Origin of the sequence: Aminobacter sp. BE322, from assembly GCF_050433525.1 — a bacterium.
In the GTDB taxonomy this organism is placed as follows: Bacteria; Pseudomonadota; Alphaproteobacteria; order Rhizobiales; family Rhizobiaceae; genus Aminobacter.
Genome location: NZ_JBNPXB010000007.1, coordinates 45,337 through 64,866 on the forward strand (window position 1 = coordinate 45,337; position 19,530 = coordinate 64,866).

25 protein-coding genes are annotated in these 19,530 nt (G+C 66.0%); 13 read left to right on the top strand and 12 right to left on the bottom strand.

Annotated features, from left to right (window positions below; all coding sequences use genetic code 11):
- Positions 1–39: 39 nt before the first annotated feature.
- Positions 40–477 carry a VOC family protein gene (locus J2X50_RS12365; RefSeq protein WP_429095241.1) on the bottom strand — a complete coding sequence of 146 codons (438 nt, stop codon included), beginning with the start codon at positions 475–477 and terminating at the stop codon, positions 40–42.
- Between the two features lie 247 nt (positions 478–724).
- Here J2X50_RS12365 and J2X50_RS12370 point away from each other — a divergent pair, with 247 nt between their 5' ends.
- From J2X50_RS12370 to J2X50_RS12380, 3 genes are all read left to right on the top strand, one after another.
- The gene (locus tag J2X50_RS12370) at positions 725–1,294 is read left to right on the top strand and encodes a cold-shock protein (protein WP_429095242.1); all 570 of its coding nucleotides are present in this window, start codon (positions 725–727) and stop codon (positions 1,292–1,294) included.
- Positions 1,295–1,361: 67 nt separating this feature from the next.
- Positions 1,362–1,883 (top strand): DUF192 domain-containing protein, encoded by a 522-nt coding sequence (locus tag J2X50_RS12375; protein ID WP_429095244.1) that lies wholly within the window; start codon positions 1,362–1,364, stop codon positions 1,881–1,883.
- Between the two features lie 21 nt (positions 1,884–1,904).
- A complete protein-coding gene (locus J2X50_RS12380) occupies positions 1,905–2,675 on the top strand; it encodes an alpha/beta fold hydrolase (protein ID WP_429095553.1) in 771 nt (256 codons plus the stop codon).
- A 2-nt stretch (positions 2,676–2,677) separates the two neighbouring features.
- On the opposite strand, the gene J2X50_RS12385 is transcribed toward J2X50_RS12380, so the two are convergent.
- Entirely contained in the window at positions 2,678–3,268 is a 591-nt protein-coding gene (locus tag J2X50_RS12385; RefSeq protein ID WP_429095246.1) for an HD domain-containing protein, read from the bottom strand.
- 4 nt (positions 3,269–3,272) lie between these two features.
- Positions 3,273–4,055 (bottom strand): enoyl-CoA hydratase-related protein, encoded by a 783-nt coding sequence (locus J2X50_RS12390; protein ID WP_429095248.1) that lies wholly within the window; start codon positions 4,053–4,055, stop codon positions 3,273–3,275.
- A gap of 154 nt (positions 4,056–4,209) precedes the next feature.
- Between J2X50_RS12390 and cysE the strand changes: the two genes are divergently transcribed.
- The gene (gene cysE, locus J2X50_RS12395; protein WP_429095251.1) at positions 4,210–5,058 is read left to right on the top strand and encodes a serine O-acetyltransferase; all 849 of its coding nucleotides are present in this window, start codon (positions 4,210–4,212) and stop codon (positions 5,056–5,058) included.
- Between the two features lie 127 nt (positions 5,059–5,185).
- Complete coding sequence (locus J2X50_RS12400; RefSeq protein ID WP_067961526.1) at positions 5,186–5,389, top strand: DUF3126 family protein; 204 nt, start codon at positions 5,186–5,188, stop codon at positions 5,387–5,389.
- A gap of 30 nt (positions 5,390–5,419) precedes the next feature.
- Here J2X50_RS12400 and J2X50_RS12405 read toward each other — a convergent pair whose 3' ends face one another.
- A complete protein-coding gene (locus J2X50_RS12405; RefSeq protein ID WP_429095254.1) occupies positions 5,420–6,145 on the bottom strand; it encodes a hypothetical protein in 726 nt (241 codons plus the stop codon).
- 203 nt (positions 6,146–6,348) lie between these two features.
- On the opposite strand from J2X50_RS12405, the gene J2X50_RS12410 reads away from it, so the two are divergent.
- Positions 6,349–6,879 carry a gamma carbonic anhydrase family protein gene (locus J2X50_RS12410; protein ID WP_429095256.1) on the top strand — a complete coding sequence of 177 codons (531 nt, stop codon included), beginning with the start codon at positions 6,349–6,351 and terminating at the stop codon, positions 6,877–6,879.
- Positions 6,880–6,983: 104 nt separating this feature from the next.
- On the opposite strand, the gene J2X50_RS12415 is transcribed toward J2X50_RS12410, so the two are convergent.
- The 3 genes from J2X50_RS12415 to J2X50_RS12425 all read right to left on the bottom strand — a co-directional run bounded on the left by J2X50_RS12415 (position 6,984) and on the right by J2X50_RS12425 (position 9,403).
- On the bottom strand, positions 6,984–7,586 hold the full coding sequence (locus J2X50_RS12415; RefSeq protein ID WP_429095259.1) for a transglutaminase-like cysteine peptidase: 603 nt from the start codon (positions 7,584–7,586) through the stop codon (positions 6,984–6,986).
- A 441-nt stretch (positions 7,587–8,027) separates the two neighbouring features.
- Positions 8,028–8,645, bottom strand: coding sequence for a PilZ domain-containing protein (locus J2X50_RS12420; protein ID WP_429095261.1), 618 nt, complete (start codon positions 8,643–8,645; stop codon positions 8,028–8,030).
- Between the two features lie 119 nt (positions 8,646–8,764).
- Positions 8,765–9,403, bottom strand: a complete 639-nt coding sequence (locus J2X50_RS12425; protein ID WP_429095264.1) for a PAS domain-containing protein — start codon at positions 9,401–9,403, stop codon at positions 8,765–8,767.
- Between the two features lie 360 nt (positions 9,404–9,763).
- Here J2X50_RS12425 and J2X50_RS12430 point away from each other — a divergent pair, with 360 nt between their 5' ends.
- Both J2X50_RS12430 and J2X50_RS12435 read left to right on the top strand, forming a co-directional pair.
- Positions 9,764–10,498 (top strand): rhomboid family intramembrane serine protease, encoded by a 735-nt coding sequence (locus tag J2X50_RS12430; protein WP_429095267.1) that lies wholly within the window; start codon positions 9,764–9,766, stop codon positions 10,496–10,498.
- A gap of 104 nt (positions 10,499–10,602) precedes the next feature.
- Positions 10,603–11,034 carry a CBS domain-containing protein gene (locus J2X50_RS12435; protein ID WP_429095270.1) on the top strand — a complete coding sequence of 144 codons (432 nt, stop codon included), beginning with the start codon at positions 10,603–10,605 and terminating at the stop codon, positions 11,032–11,034.
- 50 nt (positions 11,035–11,084) lie between these two features.
- On the opposite strand, the gene J2X50_RS12440 is transcribed toward J2X50_RS12435, so the two are convergent.
- Complete coding sequence (locus J2X50_RS12440) at positions 11,085–11,342, bottom strand: YjhX family toxin (protein ID WP_429095273.1); 258 nt, start codon at positions 11,340–11,342, stop codon at positions 11,085–11,087.
- A gap of 325 nt (positions 11,343–11,667) precedes the next feature.
- Between J2X50_RS12440 and gatB the strand changes: the two genes are divergently transcribed.
- Both gatB and J2X50_RS12450 read left to right on the top strand, forming a co-directional pair.
- Positions 11,668–13,170 (top strand): Asp-tRNA(Asn)/Glu-tRNA(Gln) amidotransferase subunit GatB, encoded by a 1,503-nt coding sequence (gene gatB / locus J2X50_RS12445; protein ID WP_429095274.1) that lies wholly within the window; start codon positions 11,668–11,670, stop codon positions 13,168–13,170.
- A 5-nt stretch (positions 13,171–13,175) separates the two neighbouring features.
- Positions 13,176–13,667 (top strand): N-acetyltransferase family protein, encoded by a 492-nt coding sequence (locus J2X50_RS12450; protein ID WP_429095276.1) that lies wholly within the window; start codon positions 13,176–13,178, stop codon positions 13,665–13,667.
- 278 nt (positions 13,668–13,945) lie between these two features.
- On the opposite strand, the gene panC is transcribed toward J2X50_RS12450, so the two are convergent.
- Positions 13,946–14,791, bottom strand: a complete 846-nt coding sequence (panC, locus tag J2X50_RS12455) for a pantoate--beta-alanine ligase (protein ID WP_429095279.1) — start codon at positions 14,789–14,791, stop codon at positions 13,946–13,948.
- Complete coding sequence (panB, locus tag J2X50_RS12460) at positions 14,788–15,624, bottom strand: 3-methyl-2-oxobutanoate hydroxymethyltransferase (RefSeq protein ID WP_429095282.1); 837 nt, start codon at positions 15,622–15,624, stop codon at positions 14,788–14,790. Before panB ends, panC begins: the two co-directional genes overlap by 4 nt.
- Positions 15,625–15,924: 300 nt before the next feature.
- Here panB and J2X50_RS12465 point away from each other — a divergent pair, with 300 nt between their 5' ends.
- From J2X50_RS12465 to J2X50_RS12475, 3 genes are all read left to right on the top strand, one after another.
- Positions 15,925–16,323: an NADH:ubiquinone oxidoreductase subunit NDUFA12 gene (locus J2X50_RS12465; RefSeq protein ID WP_340037486.1), complete on the top strand. Its 399-nt coding sequence runs from the start codon at positions 15,925–15,927 to the stop codon at positions 16,321–16,323.
- Positions 16,324–16,635: 312 nt separating this feature from the next.
- Positions 16,636–17,091: a DUF2155 domain-containing protein gene (locus J2X50_RS12470; protein WP_429095555.1), complete on the top strand. Its 456-nt coding sequence runs from the start codon at positions 16,636–16,638 to the stop codon at positions 17,089–17,091.
- Between the two features lie 76 nt (positions 17,092–17,167).
- On the top strand, positions 17,168–17,539 hold the full coding sequence (locus tag J2X50_RS12475; protein WP_429095558.1) for a hypothetical protein: 372 nt from the start codon (positions 17,168–17,170) through the stop codon (positions 17,537–17,539).
- Between the two features lie 7 nt (positions 17,540–17,546).
- Here J2X50_RS12475 and aat read toward each other — a convergent pair whose 3' ends face one another.
- The gene (gene aat, locus J2X50_RS12480; RefSeq protein ID WP_429095285.1) at positions 17,547–18,164 is read right to left on the bottom strand and encodes a leucyl/phenylalanyl-tRNA--protein transferase; all 618 of its coding nucleotides are present in this window, start codon (positions 18,162–18,164) and stop codon (positions 17,547–17,549) included.
- A 12-nt stretch (positions 18,165–18,176) separates the two neighbouring features.
- The gene (accC, locus tag J2X50_RS12485) at positions 18,177–19,520 is read right to left on the bottom strand and encodes an acetyl-CoA carboxylase biotin carboxylase subunit (RefSeq protein ID WP_429095288.1); all 1,344 of its coding nucleotides are present in this window, start codon (positions 19,518–19,520) and stop codon (positions 18,177–18,179) included.
- Positions 19,521–19,530 lie beyond the last annotated feature (10 nt).

Here is a 19,530-nt window from a genome sequence, read left to right on the forward strand (position 1 = left end):
CGGTCGGCTGCAATCTGGCCTGCCCGGCGGGCGAAGCGCCTACCAGGAACCGGTGTTGGGCATCGACAGCCACGGCTCGGCCGGGACCTTGCGCTCGCCTTTCTGCAGCAGCTCGATGGAGATGCCGTCGGGCGACTTGATGAAGGCCATGTTGCCGTCGCGCGGCGGGCGGTTGATGACGACGCCCTTGTCCATCAGGTTCTGGCAGGTGGCGTAGATGTCGTCGACCTCGTAGGCGAGATGGCCGAAATTGCGGCCGCCCTTGTAGTCTTCCGGATCCCAGTTGTAGGTGAGTTCCACCAGCGGCGCCCGCTGGTCGGCGGCCGGCGCGTCGCCGGGCGCGGCCAGGAAGATCAGCGTGTAGCGGCCCTTTTCGTTGGTGTGGCGGCGGACTTCCTTCAGCCCGAGCTTGTTGCAGTAGAAATCCAGGGAAGCGTCGACGTCGGCGACGCGGACCATTGTGTGCAGATAGCGCATCTCGGTTCCTCAACTGTTCGGGAGCGTGCCGATACATAGGGCGGGCCCGCCGGGCTCGGCAAGCCAGCCTGCGACTTTTGTGCGCCGAAGTTCAGGCGGGTCTCTCTATTCTCGGGACGAAGTTGAAAAATGGCTGACCGGCCCTTGCGCATGTCCAAAGCGGAAGTGTTAATCTTACGTCAAGAATCAGTAGCGGCGTTTGCAAGGAAAAGGGGGCGTTCTGATGGGGGAAAAGGCCTCTCTCTTGATGCATGACAACACTGGTCGGGATGCTTTCGCGGATGACGGCACCGACAATGTGGGTCTCGTCGAGGTTTCCGGCGCCATCAAGTGGTTCGACGTGGCCAAGGGCTACGGCTTCATCCTTCCCGACCGGGGTGCCACCAGCGACGTGCTGCTGCATGTGACCTGCCTGCGCCGCGACGGCTTCCAGACCGCGCTCGAGGGCGCCCGCGTCGTTTGCCTCGCCAAGCAGGGCGACCGTGGCCTGCAGGCCTTCCGCGTGCTCTCCATGGACACTTCAACGGCCGTCCACCCGGCCGAGATGCAGGAGCAGCGCACGCATGTGGCGGTGACCCCCGAGAGCGGGCTCGAGCGCGCCCTGGTGAAGTGGTTCAACCGCACCAAGGGATTCGGCTTCCTGACCCGCGGCGACGGCACCGAGGACATCTTCGTCCACATGGAGACGCTGCGCCGCTACGGCGTCACCGAGCTGCGCCCCGGCCAGGTCGTGCTCGTCCGCTACGGCAAAGGCGACAAAGGCCTTATGGCTGCCGAAATTCACCCCGATCTAGGGACCCTGCCGGTCGCGCACTGAGCGGTTCAGCGCGCGGTCGAAGGCAGGGCTCGGATTGCCGGCCGCATGCGGCCGGGCGGGGGAACTCATGAACAGACGTAGATTTTTGCTGGCTGGCGCGATCGGCGCCGCGACCGCTGCGGCGGTGGTCGCGCTGTCGCTCGCCTGGACATCGCCGGGACTGGCGGAAAGCCAGCCGATGGCACTGCCGCAGGATCCCGATCCGCTGGTCGCGGTGACGGCCAAGGGCGACGTTTCGTTCCGCATCGAAGTGGCCGACGAGCCGGCGGAGCGGTCGATGGGGCTGATGTTCCGCAAGGATCTCGCCGACGACCAGGGCATGCTGTTCGTCTTCGACCAGACCCAGCCGGTCGGCTTCTGGATGAAGAACACGCCGCTGCCGCTGGATCTTCTGTTCATCGGCGAGGACGGCAAGGTGCGCGACATCCAGCAGGGCGAACCCTTCTCCGAGGCGGTGATCGCGCCCGACGAGCCGGTGCGCTTCGTGCTCGAGCTCAAGGCCGGCACGGCCGAGAAGGCCGGCATCAAGGACGGCGACCAGCTGAAGCACCGCGTCATCGCCGAGGCCGGCGCGGCCAATCCGGGATAGACGGCAGGGATCGACATGGCTGTGGATCATTTCTCGCACGAAGGCTTCGACCTGGCGTTTCTCGACCAGCCGCCGGTGGCGGCGGGCAGCGGCGCGCCGGTGCTGATGATCCACGGCTTCGCCTCGAGCCACTTCGTCAACTGGGTGTCGCCCGGCTGGTTCAAGACCCTGACGGAAGCGGGCTACCGGGCGATCGCCTTCGACCATCGCGGCCATGGCCTGTCGTCGAAGAGCTACGACGAGGCCGACTACACGCCCTCGAAGATGGCCGGCGACGCGGTGGCGCTGCTCGACCATCTCGGCATCGAGCGCGCCCATGTGATGGGCTATTCGATGGGCGCGCGCGTCTCGGCGTTCCTGGCGCTCGCCGCGCCGGAACGGGTGGCGACGCTGGTGTTCGGCGGGCTCGGCATCGGCATGGTCGACGGCGTCGGCGACTGGGACCCGATCGCCGATGCCCTGCTGGCGGAAGACCCCGAAACCATCACGCATCGCCGGGGAAAATCCTTCCGCGCCTTCGCCGACCAGACCCGCAGCGACAAGCGGGCGCTCGCCGCCTGCATCGCCACCTCGCGCGAGCTGCTGTCAGAGGACGACATGGCCCGCATCACCCAGCCGACGCTGGTCGCGGTCGGCACCACCGACGACATCGGCGGTTCGGCCGCCGAACTCGCGGCGCTGATACCGAATGCCGAGAGCTTCGACATCGAAGGCCGCGACCATATGCTGGCCGTCGGCGACCGAACCTTCAAGAAGAGGGTGCTTGAGTTCTACGCCGAGCATCCGCTCTGAGTTCAGGCCTCCAGGACCGCAAGCGACCGCTCCATGTTCGCGCGTGCCCGTGCCTCGAAGCGCCGGGCAAAAATGTCGCTGTGGAATATGCGCGGGCGGGCGAGGAAGTTCCGCAGCACCGCGGCGCGGCCGGCGCGCCAGTCTGCCTCGCTGACCCAGCCATATTCGCGCCTGACGGCCGCCTCGTAGGCGTCAAAGGCGTTTGCGGGCGCGCCGAGGATCGACAGGTCCATGTCGAGGAACAGCGCCGCATCCTGCCGCGCTGCCTCGTGCTCGAAATCCGGCACCTGATGCGTCGCGGTCGCCTCGATCATGTCGACGATGCGGGCAAGGCGCGCGTCGTCGACATGGCTGCGAAGCCTGTCGGCGGCGAGTTCGGCACTTGCCGCCTCGTTGTCCCTGCGGCGGCTGTCGTAGATGGCGTCATGGAACCAGATCGCCGCCTCGACCGCCTCGGGATCGGCGAAGGCCTGGCGGTGCCCTTCGAGCAGCGCAAGCAGGGCCTCGATGTGGCGGAGGCCGTGGTAGTGCCGGTCCGCCGCCTCGTAGAGCTTCGTCAGTTCCGACTTCGTCGCGGCGTCGAGGATCGGCATGGCGTCAGCGCCCCTTGAAATGCGGCGCGCGCCGGTCGTGGAACGCGGCGCGGCCTTCGGCGTAGTCCTCGCTCGGGAAGGTGGCGCAGCCGAGCGACCGGGCGAGGGCGGCCTCCGCCGGATCGTGGCTCAGCGCGGCGCGGATGGCGGCCTTCGAAGCCTTGACCGACAGCGGCGCGTTGCGGGCGATGCCCCGGGCGATCTCCTCGATGCGTGCGTCGAAGCGCGCGTCGTCGACGATTTCCAGCAGGAAGCCGGCGGCAAGGGCTGCCGGCGCGTCGATGCGGCCTGCGGTGTAGGTGAGATAGCGCGCCATCTGTGGGCCGGCAGCCGAGACGATGTCGCCCATCGCGTCCTGCGGATAGGCGAGGCCGAGGCGTGCCGCGGGCACGGCGAACACGGCGTCGGCCGTGGCAAGGCGCAGGTCGCAGGACGCCGCCAGGCCGAAGCCGCCGCCGAAGCAGATGCCGCGGATCGCCGCGATCACCGGTACGGAACAGTTGCGGAGCGCGGCGAAGGCCGCCGAATTACCGGCTTCGTAGAGGCGGGCGCTGTCGGGCGAGCCGCGCAGCGTGTCGAATTCGGCGATGTCGGCGCCCGCGGAAAAATCCTGGCCGGCGCCGCGAAGCACGATCACCCTGGCCTCGGGATCGGCCGAGAGCCCGTTCACGGTCGCGGCCAGTTCGGTCCACATCGCCTGGGTGACGGCGTTCTTGCGCGCCGGGCGGTTGATGACGATGGTCGCCATGCCATCGCTGGTCGTGACCCTGAGGGGCTCGCTTTCCATGATGCCTCGAATATCCGTGAACCAAATCCTTCAGCAGCCGCACCAACGAAACGTGCTGATCCTCCGCTAAGGAAAATTGAGTTCAATCATGTTAGCATGTGGCTTATATGTCCGGCGCGGGAATGCACAAGCCGACTGTGAACGGAGACCGTCGATGAACACCATAACCGCTGCGCGCCACGGCGCGCTGAAGCCGCTGGACCCGATCTGGCAGTCGGTGCGCGACGAAGCTGCCGACGCTGTGGCGCGCGACCCGCTGCTTGCGGCATTCCTCTATGCGACGATCCTCAACCAGGACACGCTGGAGGAGGCGGTCATCCACCGCCTGGCCGAGCGCCTGGCGCATCAGGACCTCGGCGCCGACCTGCTGCGCCAGACCTTCTATGCCATGCTCGAGGACAGGCAGGAGTGGAGCGACATCATCCGCACCGACATCCAGGCCTATTACGACCGCGACCCGGCCTGCGACCGCTACCTGATGCCGGTTCTCTATTTCAAGGGCTTCCATGCCATCCAGACGCACAGGCTGGCGCACTGGCTGTGGAACCGCGGCCGCAAGGATTTCGCGCTCTACCTGCAGAGCCGCTCGTCGTCGGTGTTCCAGACCGACATCAACCCGGCCGCGCGCATGGGCAAGGGCATCTTCATCGACCATGCCACCGGCCTCGTCGTCGGCGAGACCGCCGTCATCGAGGACGACGTGTCGATCCTGCACGGCGTGACGCTGGGCGGCACCGGCAAGGCCGGCGGCGACCGCCACCCCAAGGTGCGCTACGGCGTGCTGATCGGCGCCGGCGCCAAGATCCTCGGCAACATCGAGATCGGCCATTGCGCCAAGATCGCGGCCGGTTCGGTGGTGCTGTCGCCCGTGCCGCACAACAAGACGGTTGCCGGCGTGCCCGCGCGCGTGGTCGGCGAAACCGGCTGCGAGCGGCCGTCGAGCCAGATGGACCAGTTGCTGCCGTCGCAGAGCATGGATCACGTCGTCACCTTCGACATCTGACGTTCGCCGGTTCGTCCTGGCTGCGCGGAATAGGTGAATTGCGCAGCCCGGACGGCTCCTTGCCTTTACATCGTCATACCGGGCGTGCCAGAAGCGCCTCTCTCAAACTACAAGCCGGAGAAGCCAGTTGAAGCCGGAAGAAATCCGAAAGCTCGACGCTTATTTCAAGCGCCAGTTCCAGAACCCGAACCTCCAGGTCAAGGCTCGTCCGCGCAAGGACGACTCGGCCGAGGTCTATATCGGCGACGAATTCCTTGGTATCGTTTTCAAGGACGAGGACGACGGCGACTACAATTTCTCGATGGCGATCCTCGACGTCGACCTGGGCTGATCGAAGGCCGCGCGGCCTGTCGCGCGGCAGTCACCTGGCGACGAGCATCGCGTTCGCCGTCGCCAGCACCGCAGCATCGAGCGCGCGCCATTCCCCCAGCAGTTCCCGCGGGAACCTGTAGGTCAGGCTGAGATCCTTGCCGACGAAGACGTCGCGTTCACAAGGAGCAAGCGATTCCTCGGCGGCCGCGCCGCCGAGGCAGCGGGCCACGAAGGCGGGCTCGCCCGGGCGGGCTGCGACCGCCAGCACCTCGTTGAGATAGCCGGAAGTTCCCGAGAAGCCGAACAGCGTCATGCCTTCAGGTCCGGGCACGCCGGGCTTGACGGTGAGCGCGTCGTAGATCGGCCCGAGCCGCCCGCTCATGTCGCGCGCCATCATGCGTGGCTCGAAGCTCAGGAAGATGATGCGCTTGCGGCCATCGGCATTGTTGAAGGCATCGCGGGCGGCGGTGCTGTAGCCGTCCATCTCGGGCCAGCGCAGATAGAGGTCGAGCCGGCTTGCCGGGCCGTCGCGGCGTGCCTTGTCGAAGCGGATCGTGTTGGCCGGGGTAGCGATCGCCTCGCCGCCGACCACGACGGTGCGTATCGTCGTGTCGTCGCTGTGGCCCCCCATCTCGATCGCATGGCCGAACCAGCGGCCGGCGGCGCTGATCGCCAGCGACAGCAGCGCCAGCACCGCAAGCGCGCAGAAGATCTTCACCATCGGCGCAGCATCGACGACCTCGAAATCCGGGTCGTTCGTCGCCTGCTGGTTCATCGATGTCTCCAGGATCGGCTGCCCTGTGCCTTGCCGGCCTATCAGCCGGCGCAGGGCTTACGCCTGCGAACACGCGCTGCGGAGGGCCCACTATCGCTCCGACATTGCGCCGGCATGGTTAAGCGGCGGTTAATGCGCCCGGCGCTTGCCATGCGGACCCGTGCTCCATAGTTTGCGCCCGGACAATGGGAAGGGAATTCAAGATGCCGCTCTATGCACTAGATGGAACCGAGCCGAGGTTCGAGGATCGCGACAGCAACTGGATCGCGCCGGACGCGTCGGTGGTGGGCGACGTCAGGATCGGCCGCGACGTCGGTGTCTGGTTCGGCGCGGCGATCCGCGGCGACCGCGAGCCGATCACCATCGGGGCGCGCAGCAATATCCAGGAACACACGGTGATGCACACGGATCCGGGCTATCCGCTGACCATCGGCGAGGGATGCACCGTGGGCCATCGCGCCATCCTGCATGGCTGCACGGTGGGCGACAACAGCCTGATCGGCATGGGCGCCATCGTGCTCAACGGCGCGAAGATCGGCAGGAACTGCCTGGTGGGTGCGGGCGCGCTGGTGACCGAGGGCAAGGAGTTTCCCGACAATTCGCTGATCGTCGGCTCGCCCGCCAAGGTGATGCGCACGCTCGACGATGCCGCGGCCGACCGCCTGCGCAAGTCGGCGGCGGACTATGTCGCCAACCAGAAGCGTTTCAAGGCCGGGCTGAAGCTGGCCGACTGAACCGGGGCAAAAAAACGGAGCCGGCCCTGGATGGGGGCCGGCTCCTGAACCCGGTCGTTGGGGACGGGGAGGGTGGGGACGCGACCGGGTTTTCCCGGAGTGGCCTAGCGAACCGACGCGACGGAGTCGGCGCGGCCATCGTTGATGCCGATCCAGACGCCGGAGTTCCGCTCCGACTGACGCTTCAGATAGGTGTAGACGGTCTCGTCCCAGGCCATGATGCGCGGATCGAGATTGTCGAGGATGTACTCGCCCATGCTGGTGCGGACGGTCAGCACGGCATGGCCCTCGCCGTTGGGCTGGCGCGCCACCGTCAGCAGCAGGTCGCCCGCCGGCACGCCGAGTTCCATCAGCTTGCGGCGCTTTTCCAGCGCGTAGTCTTCGCAGTCGCCGGCGCTGGCGGGATAGGACCAGACCTCTTCCTTGCCCCACATTTCCATGTCCGTGCGCGGGGCGACCGCGGTGTTGACCTCGTTGTTGATGTCGACCATCGCCTGCCAGAGCGTGCGGGTCAGTTCCACCGGCGCGCGGACGTCGGTCTTCTGGTTGCACTCGTCCGGAAGCCGCTTGCACAATTCGTAGTGGCCGACCGGTTGGGTCGTGCGGCCGTTGGTCTGCATGACCGACGGCACGGCCAGCGCGCTGCCGATCGCACCGGCCTGGAGTGTGGCGGCCAGAAGAACCAGCCATCCCTGTCGCTTGTTCATGTGATTGTCTCCCCGTTCGAGAGGACAATGACAGGTGCGGATTTATTTCACGCAAAGCAGCGAAGTAGATGTTGAGTAAAAACAAAACATGAATTTCTGAAATCAAGAATAGAATAAGAATAAATTTTTAGGAGAATTTGATGAGAATTTTATCGAAATGGCACGAGACGCCAAGCCTTTCCTGATCCGTTTCGGCACGGCAAGGCAGGTCTGTGCCGAAATGGGGCAGGGTCCCGTATGCAGGGTGCGGGCAGCCGGAGATGACTTTGGGTGGCTGCAACGGTACTGGGACGCGGCTGGCCGGTGCCGGACGAGATGTCGCAGGCGCCGACCTATCCGGCAGGATCATGATCCAGAAAGGCAGGACCCGGTTTTCGAAAGAAACGAGGCTTCGTCGGGAAAGCGGGGCCCCATTCCGGTTCGATCGGAACGGAGCAGGCCCTAGGCGCGGGGCCGGTTGAACTCGGAGTCGAGCGTCTCGGGGCGCTGGACGACGGCGAATTCGATGGCGACGCCGTCCTGGAAGTGACGCACGACCTGGCCGCGCATCGTGCCGAGCATGACCTGGACGCCGATGGCCGGCTTGACCTCGATCTCGATGGCGGCGCCCGACAGCGACAGGTCGATGATGCGGCACGGATACTGCCGGCCGTCGGTGAGCTGCAGGACGCTGACCGGGTTGCGCGGCGCGACACGTTCGTGGCGGCGGTCTTCGGGCAGGTCGAGTTCGTGCTTGTTGGCAAGCCAGGTCAGCTGCGCAGCCAGCTTGTCGCGCTTGCGCTCGGAGGCGATGACCGTCATCGCGAAGCCGTCCGGCAGGCGGCGCGTCACCACGCCCTCGACGCGGCCGATATGGTCGATATAGGCGATGACCTTCTCGCCCGGAGCGCCGGAGTGATCGGTGCGGAATGCGACGTCGCCGGGAGACATGTCGATGACCTGTCCGGCATGCTCGCTGCGATCCTCGAGCATGAACCGGCCATAAATCTTGACGCGGACGCGCTGGAAGTTGCGCCGTTCCGCTCGTGACGGCGCGTATTCGGTCGCCGCTGGCCTCATTTCACCCTCTTTGCCGCAAACTCCCAAGGGCCGTGAGCGGCAGGGAGCCATCGTCACAAGCTAGCGCCAAAGAGGTTAATAAAGCGCGTAGCGGCTACCCCTGCGGAAGCCGCTTCCGGCTATTCCTCGCGTCCGCCTTCGAGCACGAAAAGGTGGCGGATGCGGCGCGCCCCGTCGAGCGGGTTCGTCTCGCCCTCGAGCGTCGCATCGCTGGGCGCCAGCGAGGGGACGGTCACGGCGGGACGGTTCTTCAGATACATCGGCTCGACGTTCGGGTCGACGACGCGCACGCTCTCGATCGAGGCGTCCGTGATCGGGTCGGAGCCCAGCCAGAAGGGGCGGTCGGCGCTCGACAGGGCGCCCAGGCTGCGCGGGTTCTCGACGCCGCCGTCGAGCGGCAGGAGCAGCATTTCGAAGGTCGCGCAGCGCCGGCTCGCGGTGAAGCCCTCGAAGCCGATCACGACCACCGATTTCTGCTGGAACACGCCGTAGGCAAGGCGCGCTATCAGGCGCTGGTCCTTCTGCCGCCACAGCGACGGGAACCAGAATCCCTTGAGTTCGCGCCCAAAGGTGGCGCACAGCCGCGTGCCCGCGAGCCGGAACACGGCCTCGCCGCGGGCATCGCGTTCGAGGATGAAGGTGTCGGCCAGGAGGCCCTTGATGTCGGCAGGCTCGATTTCCGTGCGTCTGGGTGCGGGCCGGCCGTCGCGAAGGCGGTTCCAATACTGGAACAGTGCCAGCGATCCTTTCTGTTTCATCTTGCTCCGCTCCGAGCGATCCTGTTCGGGATGTGCCATCGCTGGACAGAATCGCTTCACTCTTGAGAACTACATGAGCGGCGGAGCAGGACCCGTGCCAGTCACAGTAACAGTTGTTAACGGGTGGGGGACGTTAAGGTTAACAAGTGGTTTACGTTGCCGCGGCGGGCGCCGCGTGGCAGGCTGCGGTCACTCCATGATGTTGGCCGCCTGGCGGCCGGCAGCACTTCAGTCAAAGGTTTGGGGGCGGGCAAGGGGGCTCGACCAGCCGTTCAGGGGAAAACCCTGGACGGCTTCTTTTTTGCGCTTTGGCCGGCGGTCGCGTAGATGGGGCTGATGACCGAGACGGATCCGACCAGAATGAGCGAGCCAGCCAACCCGATCGAGAACGAAGCGCCGGCGGCGGCGGAGGGCCGGCGCGAGCCGATCTTCAACATGCCCGGCATCGTGATCGCCATCATTGTTGCCTGCGTGGCGATCCAACTGATCGGCGATTATCTGTTGGACCCGTCTCAATATGTTGAGTTTCTGGAGCGGGCCGCGTTTATCCCGCTACGATACTGGGCGGTATACGCCGGCGAAATTCCGCTCGACGTCTACGCCTTCACCAGCCCGCTGACCTATGCGTTCCTGCATGGCGGCTACACCCACCTGATCATCAACATGGTCTGGCTCGCCGTCTTCGGCTCGCCGCTGGCCAACCGGCTGGGGGCGCTGCGCTTCTCGCTGTTCTTCGCCGTGACCGCGCTGGCCGCGGTGGCGCTGCACTATGTGCTGCATCCGCTCGACAATGCCCCGCTGGTCGGCGCGTCGGGCGCGATCTCGGGCATGATGGGGGCCGCGGCCCGCTTCAATTTCCGCATCGACCGCGCGCATGGGCAGCCTGCCTTCGCCGGCGCCGTGCTGCCCATAGGCGAGGTGCTCCGGTCGCGCATGGCCATGACCTTCCTCGGCGTCTGGATGGTCATCAACCTCGTTACGGGCTTCGTCGGCTTTGCACCCGGCGTCGAAAACCAGATCGCCTGGGAAGCCCATATCGGCGGCTTCCTGGCCGGCTTCCTCGGCGTCCGTCTCTTCGACCGCAGGCCCGCCTAGCGCCGTGCTGCGCACTTGAAATGCGGCCTGATGCAGCGCACCATGCAATCGGCCGCGATGGCCACCGGAAGTGCATGCGCAGACCGCTACGGAAGGAGGTCCCGATGACTGTGAAGGCAATCCTGGACAAGAAGGGCCACGACGTGTTCACCGTCGGTCCCAACGTTCCGCTGTCGGAGGCCGCGCGCATGCTTGCAGAGCACCGGATCGGTGCGCTGGTCGTCACCAATGGCGACCGCAAGATCGTCGGCATTCTCTCCGAGCGCGACGTGGTGCGCGTGGTCGGCAAGGAGGGCGCCTCGGCGCTCGGCAGGATCGTGCGCGAGGTGATGACCCCCAAGGTCAAGATCTGCAACGAAAGCCACACCGTGAACCAGGTCATGGAGATCATGACCAACGGCCGCTTCCGTCACCTGCCCGTCGAGCGCGACGGCTATCTCTACGGCATCGTCTCCATCGGCGACGTGGTCAAGCGCCGCATCGAGGACGTCGAGCGCGAGGCCGAGGAGATCAAGGCCTACATCGCCACCGCCTGAGGCTGGCGCGGTACCGCCGGCCGGGAGGCCCGACCGGCGGTGTTTCGCGGTCACCTGTTGTCGAGTTCGGAGCGGACGAGTTCGAGCCCGCGCCGGGTGATGCGATAGGGGCCGCCATTGGACGAGGCGACCGCCTTCTTGCGCTTCAGTTTCCTGAACAGTTCGAGGTCGAAGCCCGGATAGCGCCAGCCGTCGCGGGTGAGGCAGATGACCGCCTCGACCTTGCTGTGTTCGTTCTTCTCGATTTCGATGCGCCCGCCCTGGGCGAGCATGTGGAGGATGCGCTGCTCCGTGCGCGAAATGTCCATTCTTGGAAAGTCCCGGAAAACCTGGCTGAAACAGCCAATGAAAAATGCCGCCGCCGCGAGGCTTCGCGGCACGGGGTTTCAGGTTTTCACGCCCCGCCTTCCTCGGAAGGTCGGGGCCTCAGCGGGACTCGGACGAGTTGAACATCCACTCTCCATAGGGATGCGCGCTTATAGGCCAGCGGTGCTGCGAATGCCAGCAGCGGGTGGCGATGCCCCGCATTTCGAACGGGAAAGGTTGCAACGCGGCAACGATTGATCTAGCGAAACCATTAAGGTTTGCCGGCCGACACGAGCCGACACAACAGACAAACGATTCCGGATCACCATGACCATCATCGACACCCGCACGCCCGATCCCAAGCGACTGATCCCCGGCGCCACCGGCGACTGGGAAGTCATCATCGGCCTCGAGGTTCATGCCCAGGTGACTTCGGAGGCGAAGCTGTTCTCGGGTGCCTCGACGGCGTTCGGCGCCGAACCCAACGCCAATGTCAGCCTCGTCGACGCGGCGATGCCCGGCATGCTGCCCGTCATCAACGAGGAGTGCGTGCGCCAGGCGATCCGTACGGGCCTTGGCCTGAAGGCGCAGATCAACCTGAAGTCGGTCTTCGACCGCAAGAACTACTTCTACCCCGACCTGCCGCAGGGCTACCAGATCTCGCAGTTCAAGCAGCCGATCGTCGGCGAGGGCACGATCACCATTTCGGTCGGCCCCGACCGCAAGGGCGAGTTCGAGGACATCGAGATCGGCATCGAGCGCCTGCATCTCGAGCAGGACGCCGGCAAGTCGATCCACGACCAGCATCCGACCATGTCCTATGTCGACCTCAACCGTTCGGGCGTGGCGCTGATGGAGATCGTCTCCAAGCCGGACATGCGCTCGGCCGACGAGGCCAAGGCCTACGTCACCAAGCTGCGCACCATCGTGCGCTATCTCGGCACCTGCGACGGCAACATGGACGAAGGCTCGATGCGCGCCGACGTCAACGTCTCGGTGCGCCGCCCGGGCGGCGAGTTCGGCACGCGCTGCGAGATCAAGAACGTCAACTCGATCCGCTTCGTCGGCCAGGCCATCGAATACGAGGCGCGCCGCCAGATCGCCATCCTCGAGGACGGCGGCAAGATCGACCAGGAAACCCGCCTGTTCGACCCGAACAAGGGCGAGACCCGCTCGATGCGCTCCAAGGAAGAGGCGCACGACTACCGCTACTTCCCCGATCCGGACCTCCTGCCGCTCGAGTTCGACCAGGCCTATGTCGACGCGCTCGCCAAGGACCTCGTCGAACTGCCCGACGACAAGAAGGAGCGCCTGGTCAAGGCGCTCGGCCTGTCGGTCTACGACGCCTCGATCCTGGTGTCGGAGAAGTCGATCGCCGACTATTTCGAGAAGGTGGCTTCCGGACGCGACGGCAAGGCTGCCGCCAACTGGGTCATCAACGACCTGCTCGGCGCGCTCAACAAGGCCGGCAAGGACATCGACGACGCGCCCGTCTCGCCCGACCAGCTCGGCGCCATCATCGATCTCATCAGGGAAGGCACGATCTCCGGCAAGATCGCCAAGGACCTGTTCGAGATCGTCTGGAACGAGGGCGGCGACCCGAAGGAACTGGTCGAGAGCCGCGGCATGAAGCAGGTGACCGACACCGGCGCCATCGAGAAGGCCGTCGACGACGTCATCGCCGCCAACCCCGACAAGGCCGAGCAGGCGCGCGCCAAGCCGACCATGGCCGGCTGGTTCGTCGGCCAGGTGATGAAGGCCACCGGCGGCAAGGCCAACCCGCAGGCGGTCAACGACCTGGTCAAGGCCAAGCTCGGTATCGAGGAGTAGGGCGGATGTTCGTCCGCACGGCGAGCGAACGCGACCTTGAGACGATCAAGGTGCTGCTCGCCGACACCTGGCACGCGGCCTACGATGCCATCTACGGCGCCGAGCGGGTGAACGAGATCACGGCCGAGTGGCATTCGCTCGCCGCGCTCAAGGCGCGGCTGACGCGGCCGAACTCGGAATTCCTGGTCGCCGACGACGGCAAGCGGATCGCCGGTACGGCCTTCGCCGCCGCGACCAGCGACGGCAAGACCGTCGTGCTCCATCAACTCGACGTGCGGCCCGGCAACCAGCGGGCCGGCGTCGGCCGCCTGCTGCTCGACGAGGTCGAGCAGTGCTTCCCGGAAGCGCGCACGCTGCGCCTCGAGGTCGAGAAGTCGAACGCCGGGGCGGTCGCCTTCTACCGGGCCAACGGCTTCGCGCAGGTCGGGGAGACGGCCGATGGCGGCGCGGAGCAGTCCGGCATTCCGGCGCTTATTTTCGAGAAGCGGCTGGGCTGAAGCCTTGGAGGCAATCCCGGCTTGCGAGCGGCGTGTTTCCTGTTTGCGCTGGCGCAAACGGCGCCTCAACGGTTGAGGTATCCTGGCGCGCGGACGAAACGGAGAAACGCGCGTGTCCGACACCAATCAAGAAAGCACCCTGGTCCCGATGCTGGTTGGCGGGCTCATCCTCGTCGTGGTCGGCGCCATCGTCGTCATGACGTTCGTTTGACGCCCGCTTGATCTCTGGCGCGAGACCGATAGACCGCCGTCAATCTGCCCCAGTCGGCGCGCCAGGCTCAGGTCTTCCGTACCTCGACATTGTCGATGAGGCGCGTCTTGCCGAGCCGTGCCGCCACCAGTACGCGGCCTTCGGCCCCGCGCCGCCAGGGCCCAAGCGTCAGGCTCTCGCGCGCCTCGACATAATCGACGACGTCGAAGCCGGCATCGAGGATCTCCTGCCGCGCCGTTGCCATCGTCGCCGTTTCGTCGGCTCCGTCCTCGAGCGCTGCCGCCGCCTTGCGCAGCGCCTTGTTGAGCTTGCGGGCGATCTCCAGTTCGGCCGGGCTCAGATAGGCATTGCGCGACGACATGGCGAGGCCCTCGGCGTCGCGGATCGTCGGCGAGCCGACGACCTCGACGGGCAGGTTCAGGTCGAGGCAGAGCTTCTTGACCACGCAGAGCTGCTGATAGTCCTTCTCGCCGAAGACGGCGAGGTCGGGCGCCGTCTGGATGAACAGCTTGGCGACCACGGTCGCCACGCCGTCGAAGAAGGCGGGACGGAAATCGGTTTCGAGCCCGGCCGACGGGCCGCCGACCGAAATCGTCGTGGCGAATCCCTCGGGATAGACCTCGTCGACGCTCGGCGTGAAAGCGAGGTGGACGCCGGCGCGGTCCAGCTTGTCGAGGTCGAGAGCCAGCTGGCGCGGATATTTGTCGAGGTCCTCGGTCGGCGCGAACTGGCGCGGATTGACGAAGATCGAGACGACGCAGCGGTCGGCGCGTTCGAGCGCCGCGCGCATCAGGGAGACGTGCCCCTCGTGCAGGGCGCCCATCGTCGGCACCAGCGCGACCTTGAGCCCGGCGGCGCGCCATGCGTTGACCTGCGCGCGCAGGGTGGAGACGGTTTCGACGACCTCGGTCATGCCTTGTCCTTGTCGGGGGTGAACAGATGCTCTGGCGCGGGGAATGCGCCGCTGCGGACGTCATAGGCATAGGCTGCAGCCGCATCCGCGACGATGTCGCGCAGATGGGCGTATTCCTTGACGAATTTCGGCACGCGGTCGACGGTCAGCCCGATCGCGTCGTCGATCACGAGGATCTGGCCGTCGCATTTCGGGCTGGCGCCGATGCCGATCGTCGGGATCGCCAGCATGGCGGATATGGCGGCCGCGACCGGCTCCATCGTGCCCTCGATCACCATCGAGAAGGCGCCCGCCGCCTCGACCGCGCGGGCATCCGCATGGAGCTGCACGATGTTCTCGTCGGACCGGCCCTTGATCTTGTAGCCGCCTTCTTTCTCGACCGACTGCGGCAACAGCCCGATATGGCCCATGACCGGGATGCCGGCGGCGGCGATGGCCGCGATCTGCGGGGCCATCGCCACGCCGCCCTCGAGCTTGACGGCATCGCAGCCGGTCTCGTTCACGATGCGCCGGGCGGAGGCGACCGCAGTCTCGACCGAATCCTCGTAGGAGCCGGCGGGCATGTCGACGACCACGCAGGCGTTGCTCGCGCCGCGCATCACCGCCTGTCCGTGGGCGACCATCATGTCCATGGTGGCGCCGAGCGTCGTCTCGTGCCCGTGCAGCACCATCGCGACGCTGTCGCCGACGAGCAAAAGATCGACATGCGGGTCGAGCAGCCGGGCAATGGGGTAGGTGTAGGCGGTGAGGCATACGATCGGCACGCCGCCCTTGCGGCGCAACAGATCTGCGGGCGTGATGCGGCCGCCTGCGGCTGGCGCGTCAGATGCCATAGGTTCCTCCCTCGACGCTGCTGGCCTAGGCCAGCGCGAGAGCCCCGATGGGGCCAGAGTTGTTTACGGACCGGCTAATGCTTTTGCAAGTGCGAGATGAAACCGTGAGCAGGTGCAAAAACATCGTCCGTCAGGACGAGCGGCCGGCCGCTTCTCGGCTGTTCCCGCGGCGGCAAATGCTGGACGGTAGGTTGTGATTGCCTGTCTGCCAATCGTCGCAGCCGGTGCTAGACCCTTGCGTTCGGGCGAGGGGGACGCCATAAGCGGGAAACATTCGACGCGCCCGCCGCGAGGAACCCGATGAAGAAATTCCTTGTCCAGTTTTTCACCTGGTGGAACGGCCAGACCCTTGGCACGCGCTTCCATACCTGGCGCAAAGGCACCAAGGTCGGCCAGGACGAGTTCGGCAACACCTACTACGAGGGCGGCAAGGACTCCGAAGGGCGCACCCGCCGCTGGGTGATCTACAAGGGCTATTCGGAAGCCTCGATGATCCCGCCCGGCTGGCACGGCTGGATGCACCATCGCGTCGACGTGGCGCCGAGCCAGGACAACTATATCCCGCGCGACTGGCAGAAGCCGCACCAGCCGAACCTCACGGGCTCGGCCGCTGCCTATCGTCCGAAGGGCTCGGTGCTCGGCACCTCGCACCGGCCGCAGGTGACCGGCGACTACGACGCCTGGACGCCCGGCGCATAACGCCCTCCTCCGTGGCCCGGACATTTGTCGCCACAATTGGCAGCTAACGGCTTGCCCATAGGGTTGAGGCCACTAGCCTTGGCCAAGGGAATCACCGAGTGGATGTCACTCCGGCGCAACGGCGGTAACGACTGCATGACAAGAACTGGGCGGGCTGCTTCGAACGTACGATCGACGGCGAAGGCCATGCTGGCGGCGGCTGCCCTGTGCGCCAGCCTCGGGCAGGCGATAGCCCAGGACAGCATCGAGAGGCTGCCGCTCGATCCGCAGGTCTTCCCGAGCGAGGAGGAGGTCCCCTTCGAGGGCGACGATCTGCCGGCGCTCGACGATACCCAGCCGGCACCGGGCGAGGCGCCGCAGCAGACCCCGTCGCAGGCCGAAGAGGCGCAGCAGGGCCAGCCGGCGCCCAAGCCCGCGCAGCCGCAGCGCATCAAGAACCCGGTCGCCGAATTCGCCGGCATCGACAAGATCACCGGGCGCATCATCACCTTCGACGTCTATGTCGACGAGACCGTGCAGTTCGGCGCGCTGCAGGTGACGCCGCGCGTCTGCTATTCGCGGCCAGAGAACGAGGAACCCAAGACGGATTCCTTCGTCGAGGTCGACGAGATCACCCTCGACCGCAAGATCCGCCGCATCTTCACCGGCTGGATGTTCGCCGAAAGCCCCGGCCTCAACGCGGTCGAGCACGCCGTCTACGACGTGTGGCTCAAGGGCTGCAAGCAGAAGTCGGACATTCCTCCGCCGGAAGCCCCCAAGACCAACTGAGCCTCCTGCGGGAACGGCCATCGACCATCTGCGTTGACCGCCAGGGACGACGCAGACGGAGGATCGAGCCGTGACCATGGACCGAGACCAGTTGCTGGAGCTGGAGCGCAAGTTCTGGACCGGCGATGCCAAATTCTTCGCCGAGCATGCCGACCGGGAGTGCCTCGTGGCCTTTCCGGACATGGCCGGCGTGATGAGCAACGCCGACCTCTCGGCGACGGCAAGCAAGCCGAACCGCTGGAAGCATCTCGAAATGAAGCTCAAGGGCATCGTCGAACCGGGCAGCGACATCGCCGTCCTGACTTACGAGGCCAGCGCCGAGCGCGACAATGGCGAGCCCTACCGGGCGCTGGTGAGCACCGGCTATGTGAGGCGCCTGCAGGGCTGGAAGATGATGTTCCACGCCCAGACCCCGCTCGGCACCGAGCGCGGCAAGGGCAAGGGCTGAGAATTCCCTACGGGGCGAAGGCGGCGTGGCCGGCGATCGCGCCGGCGAGCAGCTTCTCGTAGCGGGCCCGAGGCACGTCGACCGCCCCGAACCGCTTCAGGTGATCGGTGGTGAACTGGGTGTCGAGCAGCGCGAAGTCACGCTCGCGCAGCCGCTCGACGAGATGCACGAGGCAGACCTTCGAGGCATCCGTCTCGCGCGAGAACATGCTTTCGCCGAAGAAGGCGCGGCCCAGCGACACGCCGTAGAGCCCGCCGACGAGCCGGTCCTCGTGCCACGCCTCGACCGAGTGGGCGTGGCCGATCTTGTGAAGGCGGGTATAGGCTTCGCGGATGGGGCCGTTGATCCAGGTGGACAGGCGTCCGCTGCGCTTTTCGGCGCAGGCGTCGATCGTGGCCTCGAAGTCGCTGTTGACGCGTATCTCGAAACGGCCCTGGCGGATGGTCTTCGCCAGGCTGTGCGGCACGTGGAAGGCGTCGAGCGGAATGACGCCGCGCGTCTCCGGCCTGACCCAGAAGACTTCCGGGTCAGAGGCGCTCTCGGCCATGGGAAAGACGCCCGACGCATAGGCCTTCAACAGAAGGTCCGTTGGAATGCTGTAGCCGGGCGCATAGGGTCGGGTCATGAGACCCCCATTCTACTCGCTTTTGGCGAGGTATTTCTCCAGCCAGTGGATGTCGTAATCGCCGTTGGCGATGTCGGGGTTGCCGACGAGATCGCGGAACAGCGGCAACGTCGTATTGATACCGTCTACCACGAATTCGTCGAGCGCGCGCCGCAGCCGCATCATGCACTCGACGCGGTTGCGGCCGTGCACGATCAGCTTGCCGATGAGGCTGTCGTAATAGGGCGGGATCCTGTAGCCGGAATAGACGCCCGAATCGACGCGGATGCCCAGGCCGCCGGGGGTGTGGAAATGCGTGATCGTGCCGGGCGACGGCGCAAACGTGCGCGGATCCTCGGCATTGATGCGGCATTCGATGGCATGGCCATGGAAGCGGATGTCGCTCTGCTTGACCGACAGGCCACCGCCCGAGGCGACGCGGATCTGCTCGTGCACGAGGTCGATGCCGGTGATGGCTTCGGTGATCGTGTGCTCCACCTGCAGACGGGTGTTCATCTCGATGAAGTAGAATTCGCCGTTCTCGTAGAGGAACTCGATGGTGCCGGCGCCGGAATAGCCGAGATTGGCCACCGCATTGGCGCAGATGTCGCCGATGCGCGAGCGCTCCTCGCTGTTGAGGGCGGGCGAATTGGCTTCTTCCCAGACCTTTTGGTGGCGGCGCTGCAGCGAGCAGTCGCGCTCGCCGAGATGGACGCCCTTGCCGGCGCCGTCGCCGAAGATCTGGACTTCGATGTGGCGCGGCTTCTGCAGGTACTTCTCGATGTAGACGGCGTCGTCGCCGAAGGCGGCACCGGCTTCCGAACGGGCAGTGGCCAGCGCAATCTCGAGGTCGGCCTCGCTGTGCGCGACCTTCATGCCGCGGCCGCCGCCGCCGGCGGAGGCCTTGATGATGACGGGATAGCCGATCTCGGCGGCGACGCGCTTGGCTTCCTTCTCGTCGTTGACGGCGCCTTCCGAACCGGGAACGACCGGGATACCGAGGCGCTTTGCGGTGCGCTTGGCCTCGATCTTGTCGCCCATGATGCGGATGTGGTCGCCCGAGGGGCCGATGAAGGTGATGTTGTGGGCGGCCAGGATGTCGGCGAACTTGGCGTTCTCCGACAGGAAGCCGTAGCCCGGATGTACGGCATCGGCACCCGTGATCTCGCAGGCCGCGACGATCTGGTGGATGTTGAGGTAGCTGTCGCGCGACGGCGGCGGGCCGATGCAGACGCTTTCGTCGGCAAGCCGCACATGCATGGCGTCGGCGTCGGCGGTGGAGTGCACGGCAACCGTCTGGATGCCGAGCTCCTTGGCCGCGCGCAGCACTCTGAGGGCGATTTCGCCGCGATTGGCGATAAGGATTTTCTGGAACATTGCGCGCAGC